The organism is Frankiales bacterium (assembly GCA_016125335.1).
GTDB lineage: Bacteria > Actinomycetota > Actinomycetes > S36-B12 > CAIYMF01 > Longivirga.
This window is the reverse complement of sequence record WGLY01000008.1, coordinates 49413-66031: the sequence shown is the minus strand read 5'-3', so window position 1 is coordinate 66031 and position 16619 is coordinate 49413. Positions and strand designations below refer to the sequence as shown.

Annotated in this window: 14 protein-coding genes; 8 read left to right on the top strand and 6 right to left on the bottom strand. The window is 75.1% G+C overall.

Translation table 11 applies throughout. The features are described 5' to 3' along the window. Positions 1-45: 45 nt before the first annotated feature. Positions 46-507 (bottom strand): RDD family protein, encoded by a 462-nt coding sequence (locus GC157_05345; protein ID MBI1376892.1) that lies wholly within the window; start codon positions 505-507, stop codon positions 46-48. Between the two features lie 272 nt (positions 508-779). Between GC157_05345 and GC157_05340 the strand changes: the two genes are divergently transcribed. The 4 genes from GC157_05340 to glnA all read left to right on the top strand — a co-directional run bounded on the left by GC157_05340 (position 780) and on the right by glnA (position 6488). Further along, positions 780-2708, top strand: a complete 1929-nt coding sequence (locus GC157_05340; protein ID MBI1376891.1) for an amino acid permease — start codon at positions 780-782, stop codon at positions 2706-2708. 13 nt (positions 2709-2721) lie between these two features. Next, positions 2722-4110 (top strand): DUF4118 domain-containing protein, encoded by a 1389-nt coding sequence (locus GC157_05335; protein ID MBI1376890.1) that lies wholly within the window; start codon positions 2722-2724, stop codon positions 4108-4110. Further along, the gene (locus tag GC157_05330; protein MBI1376889.1) at positions 4107-4793 is read left to right on the top strand and encodes a response regulator; all 687 of its coding nucleotides are present in this window, start codon (positions 4107-4109) and stop codon (positions 4791-4793) included. Before GC157_05335 ends, GC157_05330 begins: the two co-directional genes overlap by 4 nt. Before the next feature lie 270 nt (positions 4794-5063). After that, positions 5064-6488: a type I glutamate--ammonia ligase gene (glnA, locus tag GC157_05325; GenBank protein ID MBI1376888.1), complete on the top strand. Its 1425-nt coding sequence runs from the start codon at positions 5064-5066 to the stop codon at positions 6486-6488. Positions 6489-6621: 133 nt separating this feature from the next. Here glnA and GC157_05320 read toward each other — a convergent pair whose 3' ends face one another. Beyond that, entirely contained in the window at positions 6622-8034 is a 1413-nt protein-coding gene (locus GC157_05320) for a chloride channel protein (protein MBI1376887.1), read from the bottom strand. 8 nt (positions 8035-8042) lie between these two features. Then, entirely contained in the window at positions 8043-8618 is a 576-nt protein-coding gene (locus GC157_05315) for a MarR family transcriptional regulator (GenBank protein MBI1376886.1), read from the bottom strand. Between the two features lie 207 nt (positions 8619-8825). Here GC157_05315 and GC157_05310 point away from each other — a divergent pair, with 207 nt between their 5' ends. Next, positions 8826-9107: a hypothetical protein gene (locus tag GC157_05310; GenBank protein ID MBI1376885.1), complete on the top strand. Its 282-nt coding sequence runs from the start codon at positions 8826-8828 to the stop codon at positions 9105-9107. Here the strand turns inward: GC157_05310 and GC157_05305 are convergent. Then, a complete protein-coding gene (locus tag GC157_05305) occupies positions 9091-9741 on the bottom strand; it encodes a response regulator (protein ID MBI1376884.1) in 651 nt (216 codons plus the stop codon). The genes GC157_05310 and GC157_05305 overlap by 17 nt on opposite strands. Before the next feature lie 328 nt (positions 9742-10069). Here GC157_05305 and GC157_05300 point away from each other — a divergent pair, with 328 nt between their 5' ends. The 3 genes from GC157_05300 to GC157_05290 all read left to right on the top strand — a co-directional run bounded on the left by GC157_05300 (position 10070) and on the right by GC157_05290 (position 12283). After that, complete coding sequence (locus tag GC157_05300; GenBank protein ID MBI1376883.1) at positions 10070-10681, top strand: sigma-70 family RNA polymerase sigma factor; 612 nt, start codon at positions 10070-10072, stop codon at positions 10679-10681. Then, positions 10665-11363 carry a hypothetical protein gene (locus GC157_05295; GenBank protein ID MBI1376882.1) on the top strand — a complete coding sequence of 233 codons (699 nt, stop codon included), beginning with the start codon at positions 10665-10667 and terminating at the stop codon, positions 11361-11363. Before GC157_05300 ends, GC157_05295 begins: the two co-directional genes overlap by 17 nt. Before the next feature lie 104 nt (positions 11364-11467). Further along, the gene (locus GC157_05290) at positions 11468-12283 is read left to right on the top strand and encodes a L,D-transpeptidase family protein (protein MBI1376881.1); all 816 of its coding nucleotides are present in this window, start codon (positions 11468-11470) and stop codon (positions 12281-12283) included. A 22-nt stretch (positions 12284-12305) separates the two neighbouring features. Here GC157_05290 and GC157_05285 read toward each other — a convergent pair whose 3' ends face one another. Together GC157_05285 and GC157_05280 are read right to left on the bottom strand one after the other, a co-directional pair. Continuing rightward, entirely contained in the window at positions 12306-13601 is a 1296-nt protein-coding gene (locus GC157_05285) for an MFS transporter (protein MBI1376880.1), read from the bottom strand. Continuing rightward, the gene (locus tag GC157_05280) at positions 13598-16579 is read right to left on the bottom strand and encodes a bifunctional [glutamine synthetase] adenylyltransferase/[glutamine synthetase]-adenylyl-L-tyrosine phosphorylase (protein MBI1376879.1); all 2982 of its coding nucleotides are present in this window, start codon (positions 16577-16579) and stop codon (positions 13598-13600) included. Before GC157_05280 ends, GC157_05285 begins: the two co-directional genes overlap by 4 nt. Positions 16580-16619 lie beyond the last annotated feature (40 nt).

Here is a 16619-nt window from a genome sequence, read left to right as displayed (position 1 = left end):
GGAGACGACCGTTTCACCAGTGACATGACGCGACGGCCCGACGGGTCAGCGGCGGACGACCGCGGTGCCCACGGAGCGGTCGTGCAGGCCGCGGCCGTCGCGGTCCCACACCAGCGGCGGCACGAGCAGGCAGATCTGCACGCTGCGCGCGAACGCCCGCAGCAGCCCCACCCGGCCGCCGTCGAGGCGCACCACGGCGAGGCCGAGCAGGCGCTGGCCGAAGGACGCCCCGGCCACCCACGTGAAGAGCGTGAGCTCGGCGAGGAAGAACCCGAGCGTCACCAGGCTCGACGCCGACGTGCCGTAGTCGATGCCCGGCACGAACAGGCGGACGAGCAGCAGGCAGGCGATCCAGTCGACGAGCAGCGCTGCCAGCCGCCGGCCCCAGCCCGCGAGCGACCCCGTGCCCTCCTCGGGCAGACCGAGCCGCTGGCCGCGGTAGTCCTGGCCGATGCCCGTCACCGACGACGGTCCTGACAGCCACGAGCCGAGGTCCTCGCGCGTCATCCGCACCCGCGGTGCGTCCTGCCCGTCGCCGGTGCCCTCCTGCCCCTGCGTCGCAGGGCCGTCCTCGCGTGCCACCCGGCCAGGCTAGGCGCCGCCGCCGCGCCCGGCACCGCCGGGCCCGCCGCGCCGCGGCGGCGTCCGCCTCACCGCTCGCGCCACCGCGGCGTGGGGCCGGCCCGCCGCGTCAAGGCGGCGTCAACGTCCTTCTGGGCTCGTCAAGGCGGCGTCAAGGCTCGTGGCGCCGCGGTCCGACCCCGGCGTACGACGGATCCGTGAGCCTGCTCAAGCGCGCCCTCGTGGGGACGCCGATCGACACCGCCCTGTCCGACCACACCCTGCTCAGCAAGCGGCTGGCCCTGCCGGTCTTCTGCAGCGACCCGCTCTCGAGCGTCGCCTACGCCACCGACGAGATCCTGCTCGTGCTGGTCCTCGGCGGCTCGGCCGCCCTGGCCTGGACGCCGACGATCGCGCTCGCCGTGGTGGCCCTGCTCGTCGTGGTCGTCACCTCCTACCGGCGCACCGTGCACGCCTACCCCGGCGGCGGCGGGGCGTACGCCGTGGCCCGCGACCAGTTCGGCCAGCGCACGGCCCTGGTGGCGGCAAGCGCGCTCGTCGTCGACTACATCCTCACGGTGGCGGTGTCGGTGACCTCCGGCGTGGCCAACTTCGCCTCCGCCTTCCCGGCGCTCGGGCCGCACGCGGTCGCCCTGAGCCTCGCGCTCGTCGTGGTGCTCACCGTCGTCAACCTGCGCGGGATCCGCGAGTCCGGCCGGGCCTTCGCCGCGCCGACCTACCTGTTCGTCGGCAGCGTCCTGCTCCTCGTCGTCGTCGGCGGGGTGCGGCTGGCCCTCGGCCAGGACGTCGTGGCGGAGTCCTCGACGCTCGACGTCCACGCCGCCGGAGTCTCGGGGGCGACCGCAGTGTTCCTGCTGCTGCGTGCCTTCGCCTCGGGCTGCACCGCGCTCACCGGGGTCGAGGCGGTGTCCAACGGCGTGCCCTACTTCCGCCCGCCCAAGGCGCGCAACGCGGCCGGCGTGCTGCTGGCCATGGGGGCCCTCGCCGTCACGATGTTCGGCGGCGTCACGTTCCTGGCCGTGCGCACGGGCGTGCGCATCTCGGAGGACAACGCCACGCTCGGGCTTCCGGCCGACGCCGCGCAGCCCACGGTGCTGGCGCAGCTGGGGCAGGCGGTGTTCGGTGCGGGCTCGCTGGGCTTCTACGCCCTGCAGATCTTCACGACGGCGATCCTCGTCCTCGCGGCGAACACGGCGTACAACAGCTTCCCCATCATGGGCTCGGTGCTCGGCCGCGACGGCTACCTGCCGCGTCAGTTCGGGCGTCGCGGCGACCGGCTGGTGTTCAGCAACGGGATCCTCGTGCTGGCCGCCGCCTCTGCGCTGCTGATCGTGGCGTTCGACGCGAGCGTCACGCGGCTGGTGCAGCTGTACATCATCGGCGTCTTCCTCTCGTTCACGATCTCGCAGGCCGGCATGGTGAAGCGCTGGACGGCGCAGCTGCGCACGGCCACGGGGCAGGAGCGGGGGCCCATGCTGCGCTCGCGCGCGGTCAACGCCGTCGGCGCGCTCGTGACCGGGCTGGTGCTGCTCATCGTTGTGGTCACCAAGTTCACCCACGGCGCCTGGCTCGTCATCATCGCGATCCCGCTGTTCTTCACGATGATGGTCGCGATCCACCGGCACTACCGCCGCACCGACGAGCGCCTGGCCCCCTCCCCCGGCGGCGTGCGGCTGCCCAGCCGCGTCCACGCGGTGGTGCTGGTCTCCCGGCTGCACGCGCCCGCGATGCAGGCGCTGGCCTTCGCGCGCGCGTCGCGGCCGGACACGCTCGTCGCGCTGCACGTCGAGTCCGACGACGCGGAGTCCGAGGCGCTGCAGAAGGCGTGGAGCGACCGGCGGATCCCGGTGCCGCTGGTGTCGCTGGAGTCGCCGTACCGCGACCTCACCGCGCCCGTGCTCGAGTACGTGCGACGCGTGCGGCGCGAGAGCCCGCGCGACATGGTGGCCGTCTACATCCCCGAGTACGTGCCGGGGCACTGGTGGGAGGCGCTGCTGCACAACCAGAGCGCCCTGCGCCTGCACGTGCGGCTGCGGCGCGAGCGCGGCGTCATCGTCGTGGCCGTGCCGCTGCTCGTCGACGACGCCGCCGGCACTCCGGCGGCGCCTGCGGGGGCCCTGCGGTGACACACTCCCTCGCGTGAGCGCCGGAGCCGGCCCGTGGTCGCGGATCCGCGCGTCCCGGGGCACCCGAGTCCTCGTGGCGACGATTGGCATCGGGCTGATCTGGGTGGCCGTCCTCCTGGCCCAGTCGCAGGCACCCGTGGACCTCACCGTCGCGCTGCTCGTCCTGCTGGCGGTGGTGCTGGCCCTGGCCCTCGTGACCGGTCCGGTGCTCGGCGTCGTCACCGGGCTGGCCGCCGTGGTGCTGGTGAACTGGTACCTGGTGCCGCCCTTCGGCACCTTCGAGGTGGCCAGCCCCGACAACCTCGTGGCGCTCGTGGTGTTCGCGCTCGTCGCGGGGGTCGCGTCGGTGCTCGTGGAGGTCAACGCCCGGGTGCGCGCGCGGGCCGCGCGCAGCGAGGAGCGCGCCGCCCTCATCGGCGAGCTCGTGGCCAAGGACAGCGCCACCGGCGCGCGGGACGCGCTCGAACGGCTCCGGCTCGCCCTCGAGCTCGACCACCTGGCCCTCGTGGGCGACGACGCCGGTGCGCCCGCGGACCTGCTGGTCGTCGGCGGACCGTCGCCGGACCGCACGACGCTCGACGTCGCCGTGCAGGGCGGCTACCGGCTCGTCGGGCAGGGGCCGGCGCGCCTCGCGGAGGACCCCCAGTACGTCGCCAGCCTGGCCTCGGCGGTGGTCCGCGCCTACGAGGGCGACCGCATGGAGGTGGAGCGCCGTCGGGCCGAGCAGCTCGCCGCGGTCGACGCGGCGCGCACGGCGCTGCTCGCCAGCGTGGGGCACGACCTGCGCACCCCGCTGGCCGGGCTGCGGGTGGCCGTCGACGCGCTGCTCGAGCCCGACGGGCGGCTCGACGAGGACCTGCGCCGCGAGCTGCTCGACACCGTGGACGCCTCCACGTCGCGGCTGTCCGAGCTCATCACCAACCTCCTCGACATGAGCCGTCTGGAGGCCGGCGTCGTCGCGGTGGTGGCCGAGCCCACGGCGGTGGACGCCGTCGTGGCCGCGGCCCTGCTCGCGCGCCGCTCCGGCCACGAGGTCGAGGTGGACGTGAGCGACACCCTCCCGCTCGTGCAGTGCGACCCCGTCCTGCTCGAGCGCATCGTGGACAACCTGGTGTCCAACGCGCTGCGCCACGGCGCGCCTGCGGACGGCGCACCCGTGCTCGTGCGGGCCGCGGCGTCCGACGACGGTGTCGAGCTCGACGTCGTCGACCACGGGCCGGGGCCGGGCGCGGTGCCGGACCGCACCACGGCGCGGCGCCGGGCCGACGCCGGCGCCGGGCTCGGCCTGGACATCGTGCGCGGGTTCTGCCGGGCCATGGACGCGGGGCTGGAGTTCCTCGAGACGCCGGGCGGCGGGCTGACCGTGCGCGTGCGCCTCCCGCTGGCCGGCGGTGCGCCGTGACCGACCTGCTCGTCGTCGAGGACGACGACCAGCTGCGCCGGGCGCTCACGCTCACACTGCGCTCCCGCGGCTACTCCGTGCACCCGGTGGCCACCGGCGCGGACGCCGTCACCCGGGTGCAGGGGTCGCGCCTGGACGCCGTCGTGCTCGACCTCGGCCTCCCCGACCTCGACGGCCTGGTCGTGCTCGAGCGGATCCGTGCGGTCAGCGACGTACCGGTCGTGGTGCTCTCGGCCCGCCGCGACCAGCGCGACAAGGTGACGGCGCTCGACGCCGGCGCCGACGACTACCTCACCAAGCCGTTCGGGGTGGAGGAGCTGCTCGCCCGGTTGCGCGCCGCCCAGCGCCGCGCCGGGCCGGCGGGCGGCGCCGGGCTGGTGCGCACCGACGACTTCGTGGTGGACCTGGGCCGCAAGACGGTCACCGGCGCCTCGGGCCGGGAGATCCACCTGACGCCCACCGAGTGGGGCGTGCTGGAGGTGCTCGTGCGGGCCGACGGCCTGCTGGTGCCGGGAGCGGACCTGCTGCGCGAGGTGTGGGGGCCGGCGTACGAGTCGCAGACGAACTACCTGCGCGTGTACCTCGCGACGCTGCGGCGCAAGCTCGAGCCCGACCCGAGCCGGCCGCGCTACCTCATCACCGCGCCGGGGCTCGGCTACCGGTTCGAGGCGGGCGGGCCCTGATCCGCGGAGCCGTCGCGCCGGCCGCCCGGGCCGGGTGCCCGGTCGGGGCGTGCCGGGCGGCCGGGAGTACGGTGCCCACGTCGGAGCAGTCGGAGCAGGGCTCGGGCGGCGCAACGCCTGGGCGTCACGGTCGGAAACACAGCGGAAACAAACGGGACACCGACGGGAAACCCCCGCGGCCTAGGTTTCCCGCAGACGCCGCGGCGAGCCCGTCGCGGCCGGCGCGGCGCCACGTCACCGGGAGAGCCGGGACACCTCGAGGAGGAACGGATGTTCAACAACGCTGACGAGGTCATGCGGTTCATCAAGGACGAGGGCGTCGCCTTCGTCGATGTCCGCTTCACCGACCTTCCTGGCGTGCAGCAGCACTTCAACGTGCCCGCCCAGTCCGTCGGCGAGGACTTCTTCACCGAGGGCCAGATGTTCGACGGCTCGTCGATCCGCGGCTTCCAGGCGATCAACGAGTCCGACATGAAGCTCATCCCGGACGTCTCGACGGCCTTCGTCGACCCGTTCCGCAAGGAGAAGACGCTCGCGCTGAACTTCTCGATCGTCGACCCGTACACCAACGAGCCCTACAGCCGCGACCCGCGCCAGGTCGCCGCGAAGGCCGAGGCCTACATGGCCTCCACCGGCATCGCCGACACCGCGTTCTTCGCCCCCGAGGCCGAGTTCTACATCTTCGACGACGTCCGCTTCGAGACCAAGCAGAACGAGGGCTACTACCACATCGACTCCATCGAGGGCGCCTGGAACAGCGGGCGCATCGAGGACGGCGGCAACCGCGGCTACAAGACCCGCTACAAGGGCGGCTACTTCCCCGTCCCGCCGACCGACCACTACGCCGACCTGCGTGACGAGATCTGCGTGGCGCTCGACGCCCTCGGCCTCCAGGTCGAGCGCTCGCACCACGAGGTGGGCACCGGCGGCCAGGCCGAGATCAACTACCGCTTCGACTCGCTGAGCCGCTCCGCCGACAAGGTGCAGCTGTTCAAGTACGTCGTGAAGAACGTCGCCTGGCGCGCAGGCAAGACCGCGACCTTCATGCCGAAGCCGCTCTTCGGCGACAACGGCTCGGGCATGCACTGCCACCAGTCGCTCTGGAAGGGCGGCGAGCCGCTGTTCTACGACGAGCTGGGCTACGGCGGCCTGTCCGACACCGCGCGCTGGTACGTCGGCGGCCTGCTGCACCACGCGCCGTCGCTGCTGGCCTTCACCAACCCGACGGTGAACTCCTACCACCGCCTGGTGCCGGGCTACGAGGCACCGGTCAACCTGGTCTACTCCGCGCGCAACCGCTCCGCCTGCGTGCGCGTGCCGGTGACGGGCACCAACCCCAAGGCCAAGCGCATCGAGTTCCGCGTGCCGGACCCGTCGGGCAACCCCTACCTCGCCTTCGCGGCGATGCTCATGGCCGGCCTCGACGGCATCAAGAACAAGATCGAGCCGCCGGCGCCGGTCGACAAGGACCTCTACGACCTCCCGCCGGACGAGGCCGCCTCGATCCCGCAGGTGCCGGGCAGCCTCGCCGCGGTCATCGACCGCCTCGAGGACGATCACGCCTACCTCGCCGAGGGCGGCGTGTTCACCGAGGACCTCATCGAGACCTGGATCGACTACAAGCGCAGCGCGGAGATCGCCCCCATCGCCCTGCGCCCGCACCCCCACGAGTTCGAGCTCTACTACGACGTGTGATCCCGCCGGTCCCTGACTTGGTCGGGGATCCGGGCGCCTCGCTCACGAGGACGGAGCCCGCACGAGCCGCGCATCTCGCGTGGCCGTGCGGGCTCCTCCGCGTCACCAGTTGCTGCGGGAGCCGGACTGGGTGTCAGGCGCGGCCGTGCGTACCGGTTCCGGACGCCGGGTCGGCGTCGTCGGGCTGGTCGGTCGTCGCCGGCCCTTCCGCGGTGTGCCGGCGCGCGCCGACGGCGGCGCGCACGCGCGTGACGGGCGGCCAGGAGAGCGGGTGCACGCGCCGGGCGCCGCGTCCGACGAGCCAGCTGACGGCGACGGTGAGCGCGAGCAGCGGCACGAAGCCCAGCCCGATGTGGGTGAACTCGAGGGCGAGCAGCCCTGCGGTCACGGGGATGCGCTGGGCGACGGCGAGGAACGCGGCGGCGCCCAGCAGCGCGAGCTCCGCCGTCTCGCTGCCGCGGTCGCCGATCCCCCAGAGCGCGGCCACGAGCGCGCCCAGCGCCGCGCCCGTGGCGAACGCCGGGGTGAGCAGGCCGCCGATGGCGCCTGCGCGCAGGCACAGCCAGGTGGCCGTGGGCTTCGCGATCACGAACCCGGCCGCGAGGGCCGCCGTCGCGGGCGAGGAGAACAGGCCCTGGGCCAGCGCCTTGCCGTTGCCCAGGATCTCGGGGTAGGCGATCGCGAGGACGCCGGTCGCCGCGAACGCGACCGGGATGGCCACCGCCGAGCGCCAGCCGCGAGGGGCGTGGGTGCGCGCATGGGTCATCGACGCGCGGAACGGCTGTGCGCCCAGGGCGGCGAGCACTCCGACGACGACGGCCGCCGCGACCAGGCCGGGCGAGAGCGCGAGCGCGGGGAGTTGGTAGGTCTGCTCCCGGCCCAGCAGCGCGTAGGTGGTGGCGGTGGCGCTGGCGCTGCTCAGCGCCGCGACGACGACCGCGCGCGGCCGGGCGCTGAGCAGCAGCGCCTCGAGCGCGAACACCGTGCCGCTCAGGGGCACGTTGTAGACGGCGGCCAGCCCCGCGCCGGCACCGGCCGCCAGCAGCAGGCGACGGTCCGCGAGCGACACGCCCAGCCAGGCGCCGATCCTGCCGCCGAAGGCCGCCCCCAGCTCGCGCGGCGCACCCTCGCGACCGAGCGAGGCGCCCGCGCCGACGGCCACCACCTGAAGCACGCCGTCGCTGGCGACGGGGCCGATCGCCATGCGCGCCGTGCCGGAGTGCAGGGCGTGGGTGACCGACACCGTCGACCGCACGATGCTGCGGTGGATCCACCAGCCGATGCCGACGACGGCGCCGCCGACCGTCAGCGCCACGATGCGCCGCTGCGCGCTCGCCTGCTCGACGCCGGCGAGGAACGACTCCTCGGTGTAGCCGAACGCCACGTGCTGGACCAGGTGCAGCAGCGACAGCAGCAGCACGCCGCCGAGGCCCGCCACGATCCCCGTGAGCACCGCGCCGACGAGGAGTCGCGCGAGGCGCCCGGCCCGGCCGTCACGACCGGGTCCGGGGCCGGCGTGGCGCTCTCGCCCTGTCGCCCACGGCATGCGCGCCCTCACGAGCTCGGGCTGGATCCGCGCCGAGTGCGGGCGGCGGAGGCCGAGGACTCCGTGCCTCGCGCCTCGGGTACCGGCCTGCGCTGTGGGCGGGTGGCGGAGGGCGAGGAGTCCGCCCCCTGCGCCTCGAGCGCCTCGACGAACCGGGTGAGCGCGGGGATGGCGCGGGTGAGCGACTCGCGCTCGGCCGGATCGAGCGCACGAAGACCGGCCTCGATCCGCCGTGCGTTCGCCCGCTGCCAGTCGCGCAACGCGCTCCGGCCGGCACTCGTGGCAGTCACCACCAGCACCCGCCGGTCGGCGGCGTCGGGACTGCGCTCGACCAGGCCGGCCTCGACCATCTGCTGCACCAGCGTGCTCACGGTGTTCGTGGCCAGGTGCTGGCGGCCGGCCAGCTCCCCCACGCGCAGGCCGGGTTCCTCCTCGAGCCGCTGGAGCAGCTCCACCTGTGCCATGGGCAGCCGCTCCCACGGGATCTCGCTGCGGACGCCGGAGCGCAAGGCGCGCCGCAGCCGGGTCACGAGACCGGCGAGCGTCGTCGCGTCGCCGACCGAGCGGCCGGAGGCAGGGCTCATGCCCGCAGGATATATCTGACCCAGAACTGTTCTTGGTCAGAACGACCGAGCAGCCCACACGGTGGGAGCGGCACCCGGGCGCGACCGCCGGCGCGGACCAGGGAACGACCCCATGGGGCCTGCCCGACACGGGACCTATGGCCCTGCCCGCCGCGCCCCCGGCATCCCACGCTGGTCGTCCGACCTCGCGATGGACGGAGGCGATGCATGGCGGCATCCCTGGTGGCGGCCTCGCGCCGCGCGGACGAGCGGCGGGAGGAGCTGCTCGCGCTCGCGGAGCGACTGGCGCGCGAGTACCGCGACATGCCGGCGGGTGGTGTGCTGCGGTGCGTCTCGCGGGCCGTCCACCTGGCCCGCGTCGGCAACCCGACACCGGACGAGCTCCCCGTCCGGGCCGAGCAGCTGGCGCGCCTGCTCATCGAGCAACGCCGGGAGCCGTGGGAGCCGGCGTCGCACCGAGCGCCCGACCAGCTCAGTCAGGGTGCCTGACGGCGAACACCGCGGCCTGCGTGCGCCGGTGCAGCCCCAGCTTCGCGAAGATCGACGACACGTAGTTCTTCACCGTCTTCTCGGCCAGGAACAACGAGTCGGCGATCTCCCGGTTGGTCATGCCCTCCCCGATCAGGTGCAGGATCCGCTGCTCCTGGGCCGTGAGCTGGTCGACCTCCGTCGTCGAGGAGGCGTGGCGCACCTGGTCGAGCACCCGCCGGGTCACCGCGGGGTCGAGGGTGGACTCCCCGGCAGCGCCCCTGCGCACGGCGTCGACGATGGTCGCGCCGCGCACCTGCTTCAGCAGGAAGCCGGCCGCACCCGCCTCGATCGCATCCACCACGGAGTCCTGGTCGTCCTCCCCCGTGAGGACCACCAGGGCGACCTGCGGGTGCCGCGCCTGCATCTCGCGGCACAGCTCGACCCCCGAGACGTCGGGGAGGCGGATGTCGAGGATCACCACGTCCGGTCGCGCGGCGGGCACCAGGCGCAGAGCGTCTGCCGCACGCGACGCCTCACCGCACACCACGAGATCCGGCTCGGCGTCCAGCAGGCACGTCAGCCCACGGCGCACCACCTCGCAGGGATCCACGAGGAAGACCCGGATGCGGTCCTCCGACCCTGACGCGGTCACGGCGTCCCCTCCTCGCAGGAGCAGGCAACGGCCTCGTTCCTGATGTTACGGATGCCACGGGGTGGGTTGCCGCGCGAGCGGCAGCGGGTGGCCGGCGGGTTCCGCACCACCCGTGGCGGCCGCCGGCTCACGTGAGCCCGCCCGCCCACGGCGGGGCACGCTCGCCTACGATGTGCGGCGAGAGGCGGACGTCCCGGGAGGATGCCCGCCTCTCGCTGCGCCCGTCGCCGGTCGATCCCCCGTCGCGCCGCCGCGCCCGGGAGCACACTGGCGCCGCGAGGGAACCGGACTGCCGCCCACCGCGTGTCTGCGGGTGAGGGGAGGCGCCATGAGAGCCGAGCTCGAGTTCGACTCCTTCTACGCGCGGACGCGCCCCCGGCTGCTCCAGCAGCTCACGCTCGTGACGCTCGACCGCGAGCAGGCGGCGGACGCGCTCCAGGACGCCTACATCCGCGCCTGGCAGCAGTGGGACCGCATCGCCGAGTACGACGACCCGGAGAGCTGGGTGCGCACCGTGGCCTACCGGCGGTGCGTGAGCCACTGGCGCCGGCTCGTGACGGCCCGGCGCGCCGCACCGCGGGTCGCGGTGGACGACGTCGTGGCCCCCGTGGGCACGGCGGAGGTCGTCGCGGTGCGGCAGGCGTTGGCCGCCCTGTCGCCCGAGCACCGCGCCGTGCTGGTGCTGCACGAGCTGTGCGACCTCGGCGTCGAGGAGATCGCGGCGTCGCTGCGCGTGCCGCGCGGCACGGTGAAGTCCCGGCTCGCGCGGGCCCGCACGGCACTCGCCCGGCTCCTGGCCGAACCGCCCGACCCGCCGCCTCGGCCGGCGCCCGGCGCACCCGCGCCGGTCCCCCCGTCCGCAACCGACCCGTCGAGGGCGCGACCGACCGCCGTGCCCGCCGTCGCGCGAATCGAGGTGCCCGATGTCCTCCACCCGTGAGCTGCTCGAGGCCGCCGTGCCGGTCGTCCGCGAGCCGGGACCGCCGGCCGCGGAGGTCCGGGAGCTCGGCCGCCGGCGCGCCCGCCGCTCGCGCGCGGTCGGGGCGCTCGCGGGCACGGTCGGCCTCGTGGTGTGCCTGGCCCTGGGCGCCCAGCTCCTGCGCGCGCCGGACTCCGCGCCGGCTGTCGGTCCCGCGCCGTCGCCGTCCGTGGCACGCGATCCGCTCGCCGGGCCGGTGCCCGACGGCCTCGTGGGCTCGGTGTGGGTGGTCGCGCTCGGCGGGACCGTCGCGCCGTCGCTCGCCCGCCTGCCCGGGGACCCGGGGAGCACGCCGAGCGCGGTGCTGCGCTTCGACGACGGGCACCGCCTGACCCTCGTGTGGCAGCGCCGGGGCGGCTCCATCACCGTCTCGGGACGCTGGGAGCTCACCACCCGCTCCGCCGGCCCGCTGTCGACGAGCTCGGGGGGCGCGCTGCGGCTGACGCTGTCGGAGAACTTCGAGATGCCTCTGCCGCTCCAGACCCTCGCCGCGCGGCTCGAGACGTCCGAGACGTGGGCCGCGTTCGACACCGTCGCCCCCGAGCGCGACTACCTCACCGCGACCGCCGTCGTCGGTATCGGCGCGGGCGGACGGTTCCTCATGTACCTCGTCCGTCCCGGGGCGGTGGTCCCGGCGCGCTGACGCCGCCGGCGGGTACGGCGGCGACACGTCGGGGCGCGGACGCGTGCGGCAGGACCGCCCGGACGGCGGGTTACCGTGGTCGGCGGACGCGACGAGGAGGCGGTATGCGGCGGACCACGACGGCACGGACCACGCTGGCGGTCGCGCTGCTCGCCGGCCTCGCGGCGCTGCCCGCCGCTCCCGCGGCCGGCGTCGCGCCGGCGTCCGCCCCGGGACGTGCGGCGACGTCGGCGGCCGCCGCGACGCGCGCCGCGGCCGTCGTGCCCGCCGTCGTCTACGCCCCGGCCATCCCGGGCGCCGCGCCCTACCGCGGCATCGTGCGCGCCGACGTCCGCAAGGTCATCGTGGTCACCGCGGCGTCCACCCGCAGCACCGTCGCGCTGCTCACCCTGTATCGCCGGTCGGGCGCCGGCTGGCACCGCGTGAGCACGTGGCCGGCCCGCCTCGGCTACGGCGGCCTGGTGCCGGGCTGGCGGCGGGTGCAGGGGACGGGCACCACCCCCGAGGGCAGCTTCGCGATCACCACGGCCTTCGGTCGCCGCGCCAACCCCGGCACGTCGATGCCCTACACGAAGGTGACCGACGACGACTGGTGGGTGGAGGACCGCACCTCGGCGTACTACAACCAGATGCGCCGGGCCAGTCAGGGCGGCTTCCACGTGACGACGCACGGCTACAACGGGTCCGAGCACCTCGCGCGCATGGGCTCGCAGTACGACTACGTGGCCGTCGTCGACTTCAACCGGCCCCACCCCGTGATCGGCCGCGGCGCCGGCATCTTCCTGCACGCGTTCGGCCGCGGCGCCACCGCGGGGTGCGTGTCGATCCAGTGGGCCCACATGCGCCAGGTGCTCCAGTGGCTGCACCCGGGCGACAACGCCCGGATCATCATCGGCACCCGCGCCTTCCTCGCCGGCTGACGTCGACGGACGGACCGGGGGGTCAGCCGGCGGCGCCGGGGTCCCTCTCGATGCGGTGCAGGTCGGCCAGGATCTGGCGCGAGGGCCACACGAGGAAGGCCACCGCGGCCACCGCGAGGCCGACGACGGCCATGACGACGACGGAGAACGCCGGGCTGGTCACGGTGGCCACCCACCCCACGACGAGGTAGCCGAGGAAGGTGAGCAGGCCGAAGCCCGCGGCCGCGACGCCGACCACCGCGCCGCGGTTCTCGTTCGCGGTGAAGAGCGTCGTGAACGTCATCACCGGCACGAGGAACGCCTGCGCCATCCCGGACAGGGTCCACAGCACGAGCAGCACGATCACGGGCGGCTCGATGCCGGTGACGAGCAGCGGCAGGCTCATGCCGATCGACATCGGCAGCACGAGGTCCAGCTGCGTCCTCGGCATCGCGCGGCCCACGAGGAACGCCCCGACGGCGGCGCCGGTCACCACGGCGGCCATGAGCAGGGCGCCCACGCCGTCGCTCTCACCCTGCTGGCGCCCGTAGGCGAGCGCCACGGCCTCCGGCGCCACCAGCGGCAGCGCCATGCCCCAGCCGAGCAGCACGAGCGCCCGGCGCGAGGAGTCGCTGAACAGCAGCCGCCAGCCGTTCATCATGTCCAGGACGAGGTCCAGCACGCCGATGGAGCCCGCCCCGGCCAGCGCGGCGGGCCGGGGCCGCAGGTAGGCGAGCAGGATGACGAACGACGCCACGAACGACAGCGCGTCGAGGAACAGCGCGGCGCGCGCGTCGGTCAGCTGCACGATGACGCCGCCCAGCACGAGGCCCACGGCCTGGTTGGCGAGGCTCAGCGAGCGCGAGAGCCCCGACCCGTAGGTGACGAGGTCGACCCGGCCCAGAACCTCGGGGACGATGGCCGCCTTGGCGGAGGCGAACAGCGGCGTCGCCGTCTCGGCGACGAACAGCAGCGCGAACAGGAGCCACAGCGGGGTGCCCGGCAGCGCGGCGAGCGCCAGCAGGGCGACGACGACGGCGCGCAGCACGTCGGCCCCCAGCATCACGCTCCGCCGGGAGAAGCGGTCGGCGAGCGGGCTGAGCAGCGCACCGCCGAACAGCGACGGCAGGATCGAGACGGCGAACGTCGCGGCGGCCAGCAGCGGGGAGTCGGTGTGCGAGAGCACCAGCAGCGCCAGGGCGACGCGCGCGATCTGGTCGCCGGCCTCGCTCGTGATCTGGGCGAGCAGCATGCCGCGGTACTCGCGCACCGCCAGCACGTCGCGCAGCCGGGCCCGGCCCGGCGAGTGCGCGGCGCGGCCGTCCCCGAGATCGGTCACGCGTAGAACACCCTCTCCACGACCCCCCGTGCCCGCCGCGTGATGCGACGGTAGTCATCGAGCAGCGCCCCACTCTCGCCAGGACGGTATCCCAGCAGCCGGGCGACGGCCGCGAGGTCGCGCGTGTCGGTCGGCACCATGTCGCTCGCGCGTCCGCGCACGAGCATGACGGCGTCCCGCACGCGCGTGGCCATCCGCCAGGCGGACGCGAGGTGCTCGGCGTCCTCGCGGTCGAGCAGGCCTGCGTCGGCGGCCGCGGCCAGGGCCGGCAGCGTGCGGGTGGTGCGCAGGCCGGGCACGTCGTGGCCGTGGCGCAGGGTGACGAGCTGGGCCACCCACTCGACGTCGCTCAGCCCGCCGCGACCGAGCTTCGTGTGCAGGCCGGGGTCCGCGCCGCGCGGCAGCCGTTCGGCCTCCATGCGCGCCTTGAGCCGCCGGATCTCCCGCACGTCGCCCTCGGGCACGCCGCCCGCGGGGTAGCGCAACGGGTCGATGAGGGCCACGAACCGCTCCCCGAGCTCGACGTCCCCCGCGACCGGCTCGGCGCGCAGCAGCGCCTGCGCCTCCCACGGCGACGACCATCGCGCGTAGTAGGCCGCGTACGACGCGAGCGTGCGCACCAGCGGCCCGTTGCGCCCCTCCGGTCGCAGGTCGGCGTCGACCTCCAGCGGCGGGTCCGGCGTCGGGAGCATGAGCAGGCGGCGCAGCTCGCCGGCGACGGCGAGGGCGGCGGCGTGCGCGTCCTGGTCGTCGGCGCCCGGCAGCGGGTCGTGCACGAACAGCACGTCGGCGTCGCTGGCGAAGCCGAGCTCTCCCCCGCCGAACCGGCCCATCGCGACCACCAGGAACCGGGTGGGCATGGGGGCGCCCCGCCCCGCCTCGACCGCGCGCACGGCGATCTCGAGGCCGCCCACCACCGTGGCCGCAGCGATGTCCGAGAGCGCCACTCCCGCGTCGTCCACCTCGGCGACGCCGAGCAGCTCGGCCACCGCGGTGCGGAACAGCTCGCGGCGGCGCAGCGCGCGGACCGCCGCGATGCCCACCTCGGGCTCGTCGTAGCGGCGCGCCGCGCTGAGCGCCTCGGTGACCAGCGCCTCGCGCGGCCGCGGCTCGAGCTCGGCGTCGTCGGCGAGCATCGTGACGGCCTCGGGCGCGCGCTGGAGCAGCTCGCTGGCGTAGCGGCTCGACGCGAGCACCGTGGCGAGCCGTTGCGCGGTGAGCGACTCGTCGCGCAGCAGGCGCAGGTACCACGGCGTGGAGCCCAGCGCGTCGCTCACGCGGCGGAACGCGAGCAGGCCCGCGTCGGGGTCCGGGGCGCCGGCGAACCAGCCGAGCATCACGGGCAGCAGCGTGCGCTGGATGGCGGCGCGACGCGTGACGCCGGAGGTGAGCGCCTCGAGGTGCTGGAGCGCGACGGCGGGGTCGCTGAACCCGAGCGCCTCGAGGCGCTCGCGCGCGGCCTCGGACGTCAGCCGCGCCTCACCGGCGTGCAGCCGGGCGACGGCGTTGAGCAGCGGACGGTAGAACAGCTTCTCGTGCAGCCGGCGCACCTCGCGGCGGTGCCCCTGCAGGGCCTTGTCGAGCTCGGCCACGGGATCGCTGCGGTAGCCCATCGAGCGCGCGATGCGACGCAGGTCGTCCTCGCCCTCCGGGATCACGTGCGTCCGGCGCAGCCGGTGCAGCTGCATGCGGTGCTCCAGCGTGCGCAGGAACACGTACGACGACGTGAGCGTGCCGGCGTCGTCGCGCCCGACGTACCCCCACGTGGCGAGCGACTCGAGCGCGACGGTCGTCGTGGGGCTGTGCAGCATGACGTCGGAGCGGCCGTGCACCAGCTGGAGCAGCTGCACGGAGAACTCGACGTCGCGCAGTCCGCCGACTCCGAGCTTGAGCTGGCGGTCCGCGTCGCGGGCGGGCACGTTCTCCTCGACGCGCCTCCGCATCGCCTGCGTGTCCTCGACGAAGTTCGGGCGGCCCGCAGCAGACCACACCATCGGGGTCACGAGGTCGACGAACCGCGCCCCGAGCGCGAGGTCGCCCGCGGCAGGGCGCGCCTTGAGCAGCGCCTGGAACTCCCACGTCGAGGCCCAGCGCCGGTAGTAGCCCTCGTACGACGGCAGCGTGCGCACGAGCGTGCCCTGCCGGCCCTCGGGCCGCAGGTTGGCGTCGACCTCCCAGATCGTCCCCTCGGCGGTCGGCGCGCTGCACGCGCGCATGAGCGCCTGGGCCAGCCGCGTCGCCGAGCGCAGCGCCTCGGTCTCGTCGGCGTCGTCGACCGCCTCGGCCACGAACAGCACGTCGACGTCGGAGATGTAGTTCAGCTCCCGGCCGCCGCACTTGCCCATCGCGACCACTGCCAGCCGGCAGCGCCGGGCGTCGTCCGGGTGCTCGGCGCGGGCCACGGCGAGCGCCGTCTCGAGCGTCGCGTCGGCCAGGTCGGCCAGGGCGGCCGCGACGTCGGCGAAGGGCGCCCCGTCGGCGAGGTCGGCCGCGGCGACGGCCAGCAGCTCGCGCCGGTACGCCGCCCGCAGCGCCGCGAGCGCGTCGCCCGCCGACTTGCCGGCGACCGGCTGCGCGTCGGAGGGATCGGCGCCCACCGCGCGCATGAGCTCGGCCCGCATCTCCGTGCCGTCCGGCAGGCGCACCGCGGGCTCGTCGTCCGGGCCGGGTCCCGCCAGCACGGTCACGTGGTCGGGGTGGCGCACGAGATGGTCGCCGAGCGCGGCCGAGGTGCCGAGCACGGCGTACACCCGGGCGCGCAGGCGCGGGTCGGTGTCGAGCGCGCCGACGAGCGCGGCCGAGGCCAGCGCCCCGGTGTCGGCGATGCGGGCGAGCGTCGCGAGCGCGAGGTCCGGGTCGGGCGCGAGGGCGAGGTCGTCGACGGCGTCCTCGCCCAGTGCCACGAGGCCCGGGGCGCTCAGCAGCCGGACGGCGGCGCCGGCGTCGACGAACCCGAGGCGGGCGAGCCGGCCCTGCAGGCTCCCGGCCCGGTCGCCGGGCGCCGCGTCCGACGGCACG

Excerpts from the sequence above, each read along its gene's own strand:
- GC157_05345 (MBI1376892.1), bottom strand. The coding sequence starts at position 507 with ATGACGCGCGAGGACCTCGGCTCGTGGCTGTCAGGACCGTCGTCGGTG.
- glnA (MBI1376888.1), top strand. The coding sequence starts at position 5,064 with ATGTTCAACAACGCTGACGAGGTCATGCGGTTCATCAAGGACGAGGGC.
- GC157_05320 (MBI1376887.1), bottom strand. The coding sequence starts at position 8,034 with ATGCCGTGGGCGACAGGGCGAGAGCGCCACGCCGGCCCCGGACCCGGT.
- GC157_05315 (MBI1376886.1), bottom strand. The coding sequence starts at position 8,618 with ATGAGCCCTGCCTCCGGCCGCTCGGTCGGCGACGCGACGACGCTCGCC.
- GC157_05310 (MBI1376885.1), top strand. The coding sequence starts at position 8,826 with ATGGCGGCATCCCTGGTGGCGGCCTCGCGCCGCGCGGACGAGCGGCGG.
- GC157_05300 (MBI1376883.1), top strand. The coding sequence starts at position 10,070 with ATGAGAGCCGAGCTCGAGTTCGACTCCTTCTACGCGCGGACGCGCCCC.
- GC157_05295 (MBI1376882.1), top strand. The coding sequence starts at position 10,665 with ATGTCCTCCACCCGTGAGCTGCTCGAGGCCGCCGTGCCGGTCGTCCGC.
- GC157_05290 (MBI1376881.1), top strand. The coding sequence starts at position 11,468 with ATGCGGCGGACCACGACGGCACGGACCACGCTGGCGGTCGCGCTGCTC.